At 75.9% G+C, this 14027-nt stretch carries 12 protein-coding genes; 4 read left to right on the top strand and 8 right to left on the bottom strand.

The annotated features are described in order from the left end of the window. Positions 1-27: 27 nt before the first annotated feature. The gene (locus tag ACN261_RS16780; RefSeq protein WP_421486288.1) at positions 28-573 is read right to left on the bottom strand and encodes a hypothetical protein; all 546 of its coding nucleotides are present in this window, start codon (positions 571-573) and stop codon (positions 28-30) included. A gap of 100 nt (positions 574-673) precedes the next feature. Between ACN261_RS16780 and ACN261_RS16775 the strand changes: the two genes are divergently transcribed. Together ACN261_RS16775 and ACN261_RS16770 are read left to right on the top strand one after the other, a co-directional pair. Beyond that, complete coding sequence (locus ACN261_RS16775) at positions 674-1468, top strand: SAM hydrolase/SAM-dependent halogenase family protein (RefSeq protein WP_421486287.1); 795 nt, start codon at positions 674-676, stop codon at positions 1466-1468. Between the two features lie 42 nt (positions 1469-1510). Continuing rightward, positions 1511-1753, top strand: a complete 243-nt coding sequence (locus tag ACN261_RS16770; protein WP_088645607.1) for a CPCC family cysteine-rich protein — start codon at positions 1511-1513, stop codon at positions 1751-1753. Between the two features lie 43 nt (positions 1754-1796). On the opposite strand, the gene ACN261_RS16765 is transcribed toward ACN261_RS16770, so the two are convergent. Further along, positions 1797-3077 carry a hypothetical protein gene (locus ACN261_RS16765; protein WP_425850969.1) on the bottom strand — a complete coding sequence of 427 codons (1281 nt, stop codon included), beginning with the start codon at positions 3075-3077 and terminating at the stop codon, positions 1797-1799. Between the two features lie 109 nt (positions 3078-3186). On the opposite strand from ACN261_RS16765, the gene ACN261_RS16760 reads away from it, so the two are divergent. Continuing rightward, positions 3187-4017 (top strand): DNA-formamidopyrimidine glycosylase family protein, encoded by an 831-nt coding sequence (locus ACN261_RS16760; RefSeq protein WP_421486284.1) that lies wholly within the window; start codon positions 3187-3189, stop codon positions 4015-4017. Positions 4018-4169: 152 nt separating this feature from the next. After that, positions 4170-7775: a fibronectin type III domain-containing protein gene (locus ACN261_RS16755; RefSeq protein WP_425850966.1), complete on the top strand. Its 3606-nt coding sequence runs from the start codon at positions 4170-4172 to the stop codon at positions 7773-7775. A gap of 61 nt (positions 7776-7836) precedes the next feature. On the opposite strand, the gene pspM is transcribed toward ACN261_RS16755, so the two are convergent. From pspM to ACN261_RS16725, 6 genes are all read right to left on the bottom strand, one after another. Next, positions 7837-8625, bottom strand: a complete 789-nt coding sequence (gene pspM / locus ACN261_RS16750) for a phage shock envelope stress response protein PspM (protein WP_421486280.1) — start codon at positions 8623-8625, stop codon at positions 7837-7839. A gap of 22 nt (positions 8626-8647) precedes the next feature. Beyond that, entirely contained in the window at positions 8648-9520 is an 873-nt protein-coding gene (locus tag ACN261_RS16745; protein ID WP_425850964.1) for a PspA/IM30 family protein, read from the bottom strand. 186 nt (positions 9521-9706) lie between these two features. Next, the gene (locus ACN261_RS16740; protein WP_145918449.1) at positions 9707-10150 is read right to left on the bottom strand and encodes a helix-turn-helix domain-containing protein; all 444 of its coding nucleotides are present in this window, start codon (positions 10148-10150) and stop codon (positions 9707-9709) included. 166 nt (positions 10151-10316) lie between these two features. Beyond that, a complete protein-coding gene (locus ACN261_RS16735) occupies positions 10317-10892 on the bottom strand; it encodes a CinA family protein (RefSeq protein ID WP_420118093.1) in 576 nt (191 codons plus the stop codon). Positions 10893-11063: 171 nt separating this feature from the next. Continuing rightward, positions 11064-11729 carry a response regulator gene (locus ACN261_RS16730; protein ID WP_421486278.1) on the bottom strand — a complete coding sequence of 222 codons (666 nt, stop codon included), beginning with the start codon at positions 11727-11729 and terminating at the stop codon, positions 11064-11066. Then, entirely contained in the window at positions 11726-13990 is a 2265-nt protein-coding gene (locus ACN261_RS16725) for a sensor histidine kinase (protein ID WP_425850961.1), read from the bottom strand. The genes ACN261_RS16730 and ACN261_RS16725 overlap by 4 nt, the downstream gene beginning before the upstream one ends. Positions 13991-14027: the final 37 nt, after the last annotated feature.

Genomic DNA, 14027 nt, shown 5'->3' with positions numbered 1-14027 from the left:
ACCGGCGGCGGCCGGAGCCGGGCGGGCTCAGCCGAGCTTCGCCAGGACGTCGTTGTAGCGCTTCTGCTCGGCGGCGCTGGTCCGGGTGCCCAGGTAGTTGAGCACCACCGCACCGGCCCGGTACGCCTTGGTCCCCCACACCTCGGTCTGGTTGGTGGCGCTCGCCTCGTCGGGGAAGACGTACACCGAGACGGCGTCGGTGACCATCAGTTGGGCGCAGCCGACACCCGTACCGTTGGGGCCGCAGTCCTTGGAACGGTCACGCGGGTCGGGCACCTTGAGGCCGGCGGCCGTGAACGCGTCGACCACCTTGCGGGCGGCGGGGGCGCTGGTCTTCTTGGTCGGCAGCACGAACGGCGGGGTGGAGGGGCTCTCCCGGGGGGTGCTGCCCGACTTCTCGGCCTTCGGCGCACCCTCGGCCGGGGGCGCCTCGCTGGTGGCCGGGGCCTTCGACCGGCCGTCGGCCCACGCCCCGCCGTCGCGTTCGTCGCCGGGGTCGTCGCCGCAGCCGGCGAGGGCCAGCGCGAGCAGGACGGTGGTGGTCACGGGCAGGAGGCGGAGGCGTTTGGTCACCCCGGCAGTCTGCCGAACCGGGTGCGCGCCCGGCACCGGCCGGTCGGTCGATCGGGGTGTCCGGTCAGTGATAGGGCGGTCACCGCACTAGCCTGCCGGCATGACCCCGACCCCCTGGATCTCGCTGACCACCGACTACGGGCTCACCGACGGGTTCGTCGCCGTCTGCCACGGGGTGATCGGCCGGATCGCGCCGGCCGCCCGGGTGATCGACGTGACCCACCTGGTGCCGGCGGGGGACGTCCGGCGCGGTGCGGCGGTGCTCGCCCAGGCGGTGCCGTACCTGCCGTACGGGGTGCATGTGGCGGTGGTGGACCCGGGGGTGGGCACCGCCCGGCGCGGGGTGGCGCTGGTGACGCCGGGCGGGCTGCTGGTCGGGCCGGACAACGGGCTGCTGCCGGCGGCGGCGCAGGCGTTGGGCGGGGTCACCGCGGCGGTCGAGTTGACCTCGCCGGGGTGGGTGGCGGCGGAGGTGTCGGGCACCTTCCACGGCCGGGACGTGTTCGCCCCGGTGGCGGCCCGGCTGGCGCTCGGCGACCCGCCGGCCGACGCGGGCCCGCCCGTCGATCCGGCCGACCTGGTGACGCTGCCCGCGCCGGTGCTGCGTCGGGAGGCCGACGGGTTCACCGCCGAGGTGCTCACCGTGGACCACTTCGGCAACGTGCAGCTCGCCGCCGGCGCCGACCTGCTGGCGGCGTTGCCCGGCACGGTCCGGGTCGACGGTCACCCGGCGGTGCGGGGCGTGACGTTCGGGGACGTGCCGGCCGGGGAACTGGTGGTGCTCGTCGACTCCGCCGGCCTGGTGGCGGTGGCCCGCAACGGCGGTCGGGCGGTGGACCTGCTCGGGGTCGCCCCCGGTGCGACGGTGACGGTGCGGGGACGCCCCGGAGGGTGAGCTGCGCTCCCTGTCGGGCGTCCGGTGTGGAATGCTGCTGCGGTGGGTGAAGTGTGGGTTCCGGTGGGCTGTCCCTGTTGTGCGTCCCGGACGGGTGGGGGCACCTGTCCGGTCTGTTTCTGGACCGACGACGGCCAGGGCGACGCCGATGCCGACGTGGTGCGGGGCGGTCCCAACGGTGACCTGAGCCTCACCCATGCCCGGCTGAACTTCGCCGTGTACGGCGCCAGCCACCCCCGCTACCAGGACATGGTCCGCCCGCCCCGCCCGGACGAGCGGCCCTGAGCCGGTCCGCCCCCCGACCCGGCGGGGTCGGGGGGCGGACCGGTCAGCAGCGGGACACGGTGCCGCCGTACACCGTGGACACGTACGCGTGGCTGACGTACTGGCCACCGGCCAGCCGGTTCCACCGGTTGGTGGTCCGGTACGTCCCGGCGACCGTCTGCCCGGTGACGTAGCACTGGATGGGTACGTTGGCGTGGGTGGCGGCGAGTCCCCGCACCGGGTACGAGGTGCCGGGGCCGGTGCGGATGTTGAGCGGCCCGGAGCCGATGACGCCGCGTGGTCCGCTGCCGGTCCACAGGTACGTCACGTCGACCCAGGCGTTGTCGGTGAGCAGCAGGCCGTCCCAGAAGGTGCCGTCGGCGAGGTCGATGCCGGCGGGGTTCAGCACGGTACGCCCGAACTGGTCCTTGCCGCCGTGGTAGCCGTACTGGTAGGCGGCCTGTGCCTCGGGTCGCCCCTGCGGCAGGTCCTTCCAGTTCTCCCGGACGGCGGCGGGGTTCCAGTAGTCGTCGCGGGTGTTCCACGGGCCGACGTCCCAGACGGGTGCGTACTCGCAGCGGCTGCCGCTGGTGGTGCAGACCCGCACGGTGTAGTCGCCGGTGCCGATCGGGGACAGTCCACGCCGGGACGGCAGGGCGACGAAGTGGTCCCGGGTTCGGATCGTGTGCCCGTTGGCGGTGACCCCGCCGACCTCCCCCTCCCGGGTGGCGAAGACCCGGTAGCTGCGTACGGCGGTGGGGGCCGGGGCAGCGGTGGTGGCGGTGTCGGCGGTGAGCCGCACGGCGCGTACCGATGCGGCGGCGTGCGGGTCGCGGGTGGTGAGCAGCACCCGGGCCTGGACCCGGGTGACCGGGCTGTCGAAGACGGCCGGGCCGGTGCCGGCCTCCCGCCACTCGGTCCAGCCGGTGGCCCGCCAGCCGCGCACCTGGACGCCGACGGTGGCGCCGGTGGCCGCCTCGGCGGTGAGGTCGACGCGGACCCGGTTGGCCGGGCCGGTGAGGGTGCGCGCGGGGGCGAGCAGCACCCCCTCGGCGACCGGCGCGCCCAGGGCGGCGGGCCGGGTGCGCCGGGCCGGGTGCGGGTCGGCGAGGCGCAGCAGGCCGGCACCGAAGCGGACGTTGACGTCGTCGCCGCCGGCCACGGCGAGGTCGACGGTCCAGTGCTCCCCGCCGGTGGGTGCGGCCGGGGCGGCGGCGTGGCCGGTGCTCTGGCCGGGGGTACGGGGTGCGGCGGTCGCGGCGGTCGGGACGAGACCACCGGCCAGGGTCAGGGTCAGCAGACCGACCAACAGGGACGACAGGGGACGACAGGGGCCAAAGGCCATAATATTCTCCTCAAGACCACCCTATAGTGCAATTTTTCGTAGATCGACAGGAAGCACGCTACAAATAGCGATACATGCGAATTCTGTTCGGGCGAGGGAGAATGCTGGGGTGCCCGAGGGAGACACCGTCTGGAACACCGCCCGCGTCCTGCACCGCGCGCTCGCCGGCGCGCGGCTCACCGGCAGCGACTTCCGGGTGCCCGCGCTGGCCGCCACCGACCTGACCGGCTGGACGGTGACGGAGTCGGCCAGCCGGGGCAAGCACCTGCTGCTGCGGCTGACCGCACCGGCCCCGGTGACGTCCACCACCGCCTGGACGCTCCACTCCCACCTGCGGATGGACGGCGTCTGGCGGGCGTACGCCCCGGGGGAACGCTGGACGGCCCGGCCGGCCCACCTGATCCGGGCGGTGCTACGCAGCGCCGAGGCGGTGGCGGTCGGCTACCACCTGCACGAGTTGGCCCTGCTGCCCACCGCCGAGGAGGAGCGCCTGCTCGGGCACCTCGGCCCCGACCTGCTCGGCACCGACTGGGACCCGGCCGAGGCGGTCCGCCGGCTGGCCGCCGCACCCGGGGTGACCATCGGCGAGGCGCTGCTCGACCAACGCAACCTGGCCGGGGTGGGCAACCTCTACAAGTGCGAACTGCTGTTCCTGCGCGGCATCTCCCCGTGGACGCCGGTCGGCGCGGTGCCCGACCTGCCCGGCACGGTGGCCCTGGCCCAGCGGCTGCTCGCGGCCAACCGGGGCCGGTGGACCCAGAGCACCACCGGTTCGCTGCGCCGGGGCCAGACCAGCTACGTCTACGGCCGGCGGGCCCAGCCGTGCCGCCGCTGCGGTACCGCCATCGCCAAGGAGGACCTGGGTGACCGGGTCACCTACTGGTGCCCCACCTGCCAGCCGGCGCCACCACCGGCCGACCCGGGAACCCCTCCCGTCTGACGGGACAATCCGCAGACACGGACGAATGGGTAATTCCTATCCGGTCGCCGACGTCGCATGCTGCGGTGGAGTGCTCACCGTTCGTGACCATCGGACGCGACCGCCCACCACGCCGGGGTGGGGGCGGCGGGTCCCCGTGCCCGGGGAGAGCCATGACCCTGTTCCGCAGACTGCGACCGCCCTGGACGACCCGGGTCGTCCGCCTCCACCGGCCCGACCGGCCCACCGTGCCGGCCGCCCGCACCGGCGAACCCGATCCCGCCCCGGCGACCCTCGACCCGGCCGCCGTGCCGCGCTGCTTCGGCCCGGTGCCCAACTTCGCCGGCAGCCCGCTGCCCGTGCGCGACCCGCAGGGCCGGGTGGTCACCGGCACCGGACTGCGCAAGTTCGTCGACGCGCTGCCGCTGCCCGGCCCGGCGGGCCGCACCGAACTGGGCGGACACCTGCCGGTCGCCACCCCGGACACGGTGAGCTGGCCGGGCTGCGACTACTACGAGATCGGGCTGGTCGAGTACACCCAGCGGCTGCACCGGGACCTGCCCACCACCCGGCTGCGCGGCTACCGCCAGCTCAACCTGGGCACCGACCCGGACGGCCACAACACCGTCGCCCCACCCGAGCGGCCGTACCACCTCGGGCCGCTGATCATGGCGCGGCGGGGCCGACCGGTCCGGGTCAAGTTCATCAACCAGCTCCCCACCGGCCCGGCCGGGGACCTCTTCCTGCCTGTCGACACCAGCCTCCCCGGGGCCGGGGCGGGGCCGCTGGAGGGGCCGGCGCCCTACCCGCAGAACCGGGCCGTGCCGCACCTGTCCGGCGCGCACACCGGGTGGATCAGCGCCGGCAACCCGTGGCAGTGGGTGACCCCGGCCGGGGAGATCACCCCGTACCCGACCGGACCGGGCCTGACCCACGTGCCGGACATGCCGCCGCCCGGGGCGGGGGCCACCACGCTCTACTACCCGAACGCGCAGAGCGGTCGGCTGATGTGCCTGCACGACAACACCCTCGGCCTGTCCCGGTTGACCGTCCTGTCCGGTCAGTTCGCCCTCTACCTGCTCACCGACCCGGTCGAGGAGGAGTTGACCGCCGACGGGGTGCTCCCCGCCGACCAGGTCCCGCTGGTGATCCAGGACCGGACCTTCGTCCCCGACGACGCCCAACTCGCCGCCGAGGACCCCACCTGGGACCGGGACCGCTGGGGCACCCGGGGCAACCTGTGGCACCCGCACGTCTACCAGCCCCGGCAGGACCCGTACCGGGAGCACGGGCGCAACCCCACCGGCCGCTGGGACTACGGCCCGTGGCTGCCCGGCACCGACGGTGGGGACGGGCCCCGGGTCGGCCCGGTGGACAACCCGCACCACGACCCGGTGGCCGCCCCGCAGGAGCCGCCGCAGGCCCCCGGGGTGCCGCACCCCAGCGCCGTGCCCGAGGCGTACGGGGACACCATGCTGGTCAACGGGGTCGCCTACCCGTACCTGCGGGTGCGGCCGACGGCGTACCGGTTCCGGATCGTCAACGGCTGCGCCGACCGGTCGCTCAACCTGCAGCTCTACCGGGCCTGCTCCGACGGGCCGATGTGGCAGGCCGACGGGAGCCTCGCCGACGCCGACGCCGGTGAGGTGCCGATGGTGGACGCGGTCCGCGCCCCCGGCCGGCCCGCCGACTGGCCCACCGACGGACGCGACGGCGGGGTGCCCGACCCGGCCGCCGCCGGCCCGCCCATGATCCAGATCGGTAACGAGTGCGGGCTGCTCCCCGCCCCGGTGGTGCTGCCCAACCGGCCGGTCGGCTACCGCTACGACCGCCGCGACCCCACCGTGCTCAACGTGGACTCGGCCGCGCTGCTGCTCGCCCCCGGCGAACGGGCCGACGTGATCGTCGACTTCTCCACCCTGCCGCCCGGCGCGACGGTGCTGCTCTACAACGACTGTCCGGCCCCGCTGCCCGGCTTCGACCCCCGCTACGACCGGCACACCGCCGCGGGGGACCAGCGCGCCGCGGGCGGCGGCCCCGGCACCCTGCCCGGGTACGGCCCGAACACCCGTACCGTGCTCCAGTTCCGGGTGGCCGGCGCCCCCGGCCGCCGGTACGACCTGGACCGGCTGGCCGAGCGGCTGCCCGCCGCGTACGCCGCCAGCCAGCGACCGCCGGTGGTGCCGCACCCGGTGTACGACCGGGCGTTCGGCACCACCGGCGGGCGGGCGACGGCCGTCTCGGCGCAGGCCACCTCGCTCACCTTCACCCCGCCGGGCGGCACCGCGCCGGTCACCCTGCCGATCCAGGTCAAGACCGTGGGGACCGTCTTCGAGCCGGAGTACGGGCGGTGGGCCGGCCGCCTCGGCGTACCCCATCCGGGGGCCGGCCCGCTGGGTCCGGTGACCCTGCCGCTCGGCCCGACCGACCCGGCGACCGAGATCCTCGTCGCCGCCGACCCGACGGTGGGGCCGGCCGACCCGGCCGACGGCATCCAGGTGTGGCGGATCAGCGGGACCGGCCGGCAGACCCACCCGGTCCGCTTCGACGGCTGCGACGTGCAGGTGGTCAACCGGATCGGCGGGGACGGCACGGTCCGCGCCCCCGACGGCGGGGAGCGGGGCTGGAAGCAGACCGTCCGGGTCAACCCGGCCGAGGACGTGGTGGTGGCGCTGCGGCCCGAGGTGCCGCCGCTGCCGTTCAAGGTCGCCGACAGCCTGCGGCTGCTCGACCCGACCCGACCCGCCGGGGTACGCCTCGACGCCACCGGCGTCAGCCCCTGCGACGGCCGGCCGGCGATCGTGGTCAACCAACAGGTCAACCTGGGCTGGGAGTTCCGCTGGGCAAGCGGCGCGGCCGGGCTGCGGGACCTGGGCATGAGCCGGCCGCTGGTGCTGCGGGTCTCGCCCCGCGCGCCGACCGGCCTGACCGCTACCCCGGTGCCCGGCTCGGCGACGGCGCTGCCGGCGATCGCGCTGGCCTGGACGGGCAACGGCAGCCGGCCGGCGGCCACCGGTCACCTGCTCCAGCGGGCCACCGACGCCCGTTTCACCGCCGGCCTGACCACCATCACCGTGGCGGCGACCGCGACCCGGTACACCGACGCCAGCATCACCCCCGGCGTGACCTACCACTACCGCATCCGGGCCGAGAACGCGGCCGGCTGCTCGGCCTGGTCGAACAGCAGCCCGGCGTCGGTACGCCTGCCCGCGCCGGGCGGGCTGGCCGCGACGGTGCCACCGGCGGCCCCGCTGCGGGTGGCGTTGCGCTGGGTGAACCGCTCCTTCGCCACCGGGCTCGACGTGCAGCGGGCCACCAACCCGACCTTCACCAGCGGTCCGGGCACCACCGCCGTGCCGGTGGCCGACCACCACCTCGATCCGGCGGTCGCCCCGGACACCACGTACTACTACCGGGTCCGGACCACCTACCTCGGTGCGGCGTCTCCGTGGTCGACGGTGGCGACGGTGACCACCCCACCGGTGCCGGAGCTGCCGACGAGGGTCGCCGCGACGGTGGGCGTCCCCGCGCCGGACACGGCGACGGTGTCGGTGAGCTGGACGGCGGACGTCCCGACCGGGCCGGGAGCCGGGTTCGTGGTGCAGCGCGCGGTGGACCCGGCGTTCGACCGGGAGGTGGCCAGCTTCACCGTGACCGGCCGCAGCTTCACCAACACCGGCCTGGCCCGGGGGGTCACCTACCACTACCGGGTCCGCGCGTTCAACGTGGTCGGCAGCTCACCGTGGACCGGCCCGCTGCCGGTCCACACACCCGACTGAGGTCACCCGGTCCGGTCGTGGGCAGCCGCGCGGCAGGCCGGGCCGGCCTGCCGCGCGGCGCTCAGCGGGTGGGGGTGCGTTGCGGTTCGCCCACGGCGCGCAGCTCGGCCAGGGCGGAGGCGACGCCGTGCAGCAGGTCCGTCGCCTCCATCAGGCGGGCGGCGGACGGGTCCGCGACGACCTCCGGGTGGGCGTCCTCGGCGACGTAGCCGGCCGCGGCGGCGACCAGCCCCTCGTAGGCGGTCACCCCGGCGGCCAACTGGTCGAGCAGGGCCCGGTGGGCCTCTTCGAGCCGGGGCCGGGCCTCGGGTGGGGCGAGCCGCAGGGCGCGTTCCACCCCGGCCGTGCGGTCGGCCAGGTCGCGCAGCGAACGGTCGGCGGCGGCGGCCTCCAGCACGGCCGGCTCGGCCAGGCCGGTCAGCCGGGGCGCGATCCCGGCCAGGGTGAGCGCGGCACGGTCCAGCCGGGCCCACGACTGCGCGGCGGAGGTGCCGCGCAGCGCGAACCGGGAGCGGAACCGGCGGGCCTCGGCCAGCACGCCGGGGCCCACCGGGAGGCGTTCGACGGCGGCGACCAGCCGGGCCCGGGAACGGGCGGCGGCCTCGGCCGGGTCGAGGGCGGGCGGCACCGGGCGGGCCGCGAACGCCCGCAGGTCGATCCAGCGCCAGGCGGCCAGCGCGACGGCGCTGCCCGCGGCGCCGGCCCAGGCCGCGTCGGGCAACCCCAGCCCGGCGTACGGGGTCAGCACCGCCGCCGCGCCGGTGAGCCCACCGGCCAGGACGCTCCACCGGCGGGCGGAGCGCCGCAGCCGGCCCAGTCGACGGAAGTGTCGCGTTCGCTCGTCGGCCACCCGTACCTCCTCGTGCCGGCGGTCAGCCGGCGGTGGTGTCCCCCACGCCGCGGTCGCGGCTCATGCTGGCCCGGAGCTCGTCCAGCCGGGCGGCGGCGGCCGGGTCGGCCGTCGGGGCGGCCGGCTGGGCCTGCTGCTGCACCGACGGCTGCTCCTGCCGACCGCCGAGCTGGTCGCCGGCCATGCTGGCCCGGATCTGCTCCAGCCGGGACGACCCGGCGCTGTCCAGCATCGACTTCTGGATCTCCAGCATCCGTCCCTCGACGGAGTTGCCGGCCAGCTCGGCGCGGCCCATCGCGTTGGCGTAGCGGCGCTCGATGCGGTCCCGCACCTCGTCCAGCGAGGGGGTGTTGGCCGGCGCGGCCATCGACGACATCGACTCCAGCGACCGGGCCACGCTCTCCTGCATCTTGGCCTGTTCGAGCTGGCTGAGCAGCTTGGTGCGTTCGGCGAGCTTCTGCTGGAGGATCATGGAGTTGTTCTCGACCGCGCGGCGGGCCTGCGCGGCAGCCCCGAGCGACTGGTCGTGCAGGGTCTTGAGGTCCTCGGTGGCCTGCTCGGCGGAGACCAGCTGGGTGGCGAGCACCTGGGCGGACTGCTCGTAGCGGCCGGCCTCGGCCTCGTCGCCCTTGGCGCGGGCCTGGTCGGCGAGGACCAGCGCCTGCCGGGCGTTGCCCTGGAGCCGCTCGACCTCGGTCATCTGCCGGGAGAGCTTCATCTCCAGCTGCCGCTGGTTGCCGATCACCGCCGCCGCCTGCTGCACCAGCGCCTGGTGCTGACGCTGCGCGTCCTCGATGGCCTGCTGGATCTGCACCTTGGGATCGGCGTGCTCGTCGATCTTGGCACCGAACAGCGCCATCAGGTACTTCCAGCCCTTGACGAACGGGTTCGCCATCTCCGCGGTATCCCCTCAGTAGCGTCGCTGCGCCCCGGCCACACCCGGGACCGGGCGGGCCGCACGGCGCTCCCCCATCGTCGCAGGCGGACGCCAGCAGGGCCGTTCGTACCGCGGGGTGCTCCGGCGGCCTGCGATCAACACTACGCGGCGTCGGCCAGCCCGGCCACGGGACGGACGGCGGGGTCAGGCGGCGCAGACCACGTCACGGTCACTCGGGCGGACCCGGGCGCTGCGCAGGGTGGCCTTGAGGGGGGAATCCTGGCGGACCGAGACGGCGACCGCACCATCGGTGGTCACCTGGCGCACGCCGCGCCCGGTGGCCTTGCGCACCCCGGCGGCCGGACCGGCGGCGGCCGGCTCGTCCTGCACGGGCATGAGCACGCCCGGAAGCTGCTCGGCCAGCGCCACGGTGTCGCTCACCTCACGCAGCAACTCGGACAGGCGGGCGCCGAGCGCGTCGCAGATGGCGGCGAGCAGCTCGCTGGAGGGTTCCTTCTGGCCGCGCTCGATCTCGGACAGGTAACCGAGGCTCACGTTGGCGGCGGTGGAGACCTCGCGCAGGGTGCGGTGCTGACCCTGGCGGCGCGCCCGAAGTGCGTCACCGATCACCCGGCGTAGCAGGACCATCGCACCTCCCCCTGACGGGATTTCACGCTCCGGGCGGATGGTCGCCCGCGCCGGACGCGATGGACCGCGCCGCCGCCGACGCCGTACGCCGGAGCCTTCCCGCAACCGTACCCGTTGGTCGGCCCGGCGACATCCCACCCCGCCTGTCGGATCTGGACAACGCCGGTCAGCGCCGACCCGCGCCGGCCGGGGGCACCACCGCCGCCGGCCCGGGGCGCGGGCCGGGCCCCGGCTCGGGAAAGGCCCTGTGGATACGCGTCGCGAGCAGGCGTAACGCCTCGATCACCGCCGCCGCGCGGATGTGGTCGCGACCCCCGTCGAGGTCGAGCCGGCGGACCACCGGGCCGCCCGGCCCGGCCACCGCGACATAGACCAGGCCGACCGGCCTGCCGTCCTGCGGCTCGGGACCGGCCACCCCGGTGGTCGACAGCCCCCAGTCGGCGGCGCAGCGCCGCCGGCCCCCCTCCGCCAGGGCGATGGCCACGTCCGGATCGACCGGCCCGCGTTCGGCCAGCAGGTCCTCGGGTACGTCGGCCAGCCGCGCCTTGAGTTCCGTGGCGTAGGTCACCAGGCCGCCCCGGTAGACGGCGCTCACCCCGGCGATCTCCACGATCGCGGCGGCCAGCAGCCCGCCGGTCAGGGACTCGACGGTGGCCAGGGTCTGCTGCCGTTCGTGCAGGCTGTGCACCACGCCCGCCGCCGGGCTGCCTGCGGGTCGCTCGTGCTGTGCATCGGTCCCCATGTCGTCCTCCTTCCCCGAGGTCACCCTGCTACTCATCCCGGTCCGACCGATCGTCGGGTCCGCTGTCGCCCCGCCGGTGCGGCGGGTGCCCCGGGCCGGACAGCTCCCGCCCCGCCGGTGCCGGCGGGTGCCCCGGGCCGGTACCGGTGGGTCCGCTCCCGCCCCGCCGGGTCAGCCGGTGAGGCCGGCGTCCCGGGCGAGCAGGGCGGCCTGGACCCGGTCGGCGACACCGAGCTTGGCGAAGACGGCCGAGAGCTGGTTACGGACCGTCTTCTCGCTGAGCCCGAAGTGGCGGGCGATCCGGGCGTTGGTGTCACCGCCGGCCAACCGGCGCAGGATGTCCCGCTCGCGCGGGGTGAGCCGGTCGAACGGGGGCGGTAGCTCGACCGGCTGGCGACGCAGGCTGGTCAGCACCTGCGGGCCGACCCGGGGGCCGAGGACGAGCCCGCCGCCGGCCACCGTCCGCAGCGCGTCGACGATCACGTCCGGGTCGGTGTCCTTGAGCACGTAGCCCCGGGCACCAGCCCGCAACGCCCGGCCGACCACGTCCTCGTCGTCGGTCATGGTCACCATCAGCACCCGGGTCTCGGGCCGGCCCTGGACGATCCGCCGGGTCGCCTCCACGCCGTCGCCGTCCGGCAGCGCCACGTCCATCGCGACCACCCCGACGGGCTCGGTCGACGCGATGCCGATCGCCTCGGCACAGGTGGCGGCCTCCAGCACGCCGTCGACCCAGGGCTCGCCCTCCAGCATCGTCCGCAGGCCCCGGCGGACCACCGGGTGGTCGTCCACGATCAGCACCCGGACCGCCCCGCCACGGGCCCCCTCTGCCGTCACTGCCCTCCCCCTCCCGCAGCACCGTCCGCCACCCGACCCCCGCCCGCCCCACCCCGCACCGATTCCCCGGCCCCCCCGGCGACCGCCCCGGAGCCCTCGGTGACCGCCCCGGAGCCCTCGGTGATCAAGAGGTTCGCGTCATCCTCCGGGCGGATTCTGACGCGAACCTCTTGATCACCGGAAGCGGGCGGGGCGAGGGCGGGGGCGGGCGGGTCGGGGGTGGGCGGGGCGGAGGGGACAGAAGCGGGTGGGGCGGAAGCGGAGGGGGCCGAGCCGGGCGGGGCGGCGGGCGGTGGGGCGGGGGGTAGGGGCAGGCGGACCCGGATCAAGGTGCCGTGCGGGTCCCGGTCGACGATGTCGCTGCCGCCGCCCAGCTCGGCGGCCCGCTCCCGGATCGAGTCCAGGCCGACACCGCCGGGCCTGCGGGCGACGATGCCGGTGCCGTCGTCGGACACCTCCACGACCAGCGCCCGGCCCCGGCGCACCACCACGTCGCAGCAGGTCGCCCCGGCGTGCCGGGCCGTGTTGGCGAGCGCCTCGCCGACGATCCGGTACGCCGCCACCTCCACCGCCGCCGGCAGCCCGTGCAGCGGGTCCGCCACGCTCAGCCGCACGGTCAGGCTCGGGCCGTCGAAGCGCTGGCACTCGGCCCGCAACGCCGACTCCAACCCCCGGTCCAGGGCCGCCGGGCGGAGCTGGTCGACCAGTTGGCGTACCTCGCCGGTGCAGGTGAGCAGGTCGTCGGCGAGCCCGTCGAGGATGCGGGCCAGCCGGGCCTGGTCGACGGCGGCGAGCTTGCGGGCCGCGCGTACCTGCATCGACATGCCGGCCAGGGTCGGGCCGAGCCCGTCGTGCAGGTCCCGGCGCAGCCGGCGGCGCTCCTCCTCCCGGGCGGTCACCAGGCGTTCCCGGGAGTCGCGCAGGTCGCGGATCAGCCGGGCGGTCGCGGCGGCCACCGAGGCGTGCAGCGCGACGTCACTGAGCAGCCGCCGTTCCACCGGGGTGAACCGGGTGCCGGGTGCCCGGCGGGCCACCACCAGCCGCCCCACCCACTCGCCGTGGGTCACCATGTCGAAGCGTTCCAGCTCGGTGGTGGCGTGGCCGTGCGCGGCGTGCACCCGGGTGGGCCGCCCGTCGTCGGGCTCCCCGCCGAGCTCCACCGCCACGTACGGCACCTGGAGCGAGCGGGCGATGGTGCCGGTCAGCAGCGGCAGCACCGCCTCCGGCTGGACCGTCCGCTCCAGCAGGTCACCGAGACGGGCCAGCACCGCGTACGGCTCGTCGCGGTCGCCGTAGAGCAGCCGGTTCACCCCGCGCTGCACCCGCCGCCGCAGCGGTTCGAAGGTCACCGCGATCAGCCCGGTGGCCACCAGCGAGGCGTTCGAGGTGTCCCCGCGCAGCACCAGATCCCGCAGCAGGGCGACCACCCCGACGAACGCGGCGATCACCAGCAGGCTCATCACCAGCCAGACCAGGGTCCGGTTGATCACCTGTTCCAGGCCGTAGAGCCGGTAACGGAGCACCGCCACCGTCATCGCGGCCGGGACCGCGATCACCATCAGCACCCACGCGCCGGAGAGGTTGAGCCAGTCCAGCAGGAAGCCGAGCAGGAACAGCACCCCGGCGGCCAGCAGGCAGGCGAGCTGCTGGCGGGCCTCGCCGACGGCCCGCCGAAAGCGTCGGGCGAGCCCCACCAGCACGGCGGCCACCAGCAGCGACTGCACCCCGACGGTCACCAGGGCGACCCGGACCAGCAGCCGCGCGGTCGGGTCGGTAGCCGTCGTCGCGGACAGCAGCAGCCCCCGGGGGTCGCTGGTCGCGGCTACCGCCAGCGCCACGGCCGCCACCACCGTGGTGACCACCAGCCCGACCGCGACCAGCCGGAAGCCCCGGCCCGGCAGCCGGCCGTCCGGGAAGACCAGCAGGGCCAGGAAGACCAGCCCGTACGGCGGCCACCAGAGCCACTGCCCCAGCCAGGCCAGCGGGGTGACCACGGGCCAGCTCAACGCCAGCACCGCCGTCCCGGCGACGAGTCCGGCGGCCAGCATCAACCGGCCGACCGGGTGACCGGGCAGCCCGGCGAGCACCAGCGCGCCGAGCGCGGTGAACGCGACCGCGATCGTGCCGGTCAGCGCCGCCGGCCCGAGCGCCGCCGGCTGCGGATACCACCACTGCCCGGCCAGGACGAGCCCGGCGACGACCAGGCCCGCCCCGGCCAGGATCCGGCGGGACGGGGACAGCGCGGCGATCGGCGACGGCACGGCGGGCCCTCCCGGGGTTGGTCGTCGGTGGTGGAAG

Origin of the sequence: Micromonospora sp. WMMD723 (assembly GCF_049863385.1) — a bacterium.
In the GTDB taxonomy this organism is placed as follows: domain Bacteria; phylum Actinomycetota; class Actinomycetes; order Mycobacteriales; family Micromonosporaceae; genus Micromonospora; species Micromonospora wenchangensis.
This window is presented reverse-complemented; position numbering and strand designations above follow the sequence as displayed.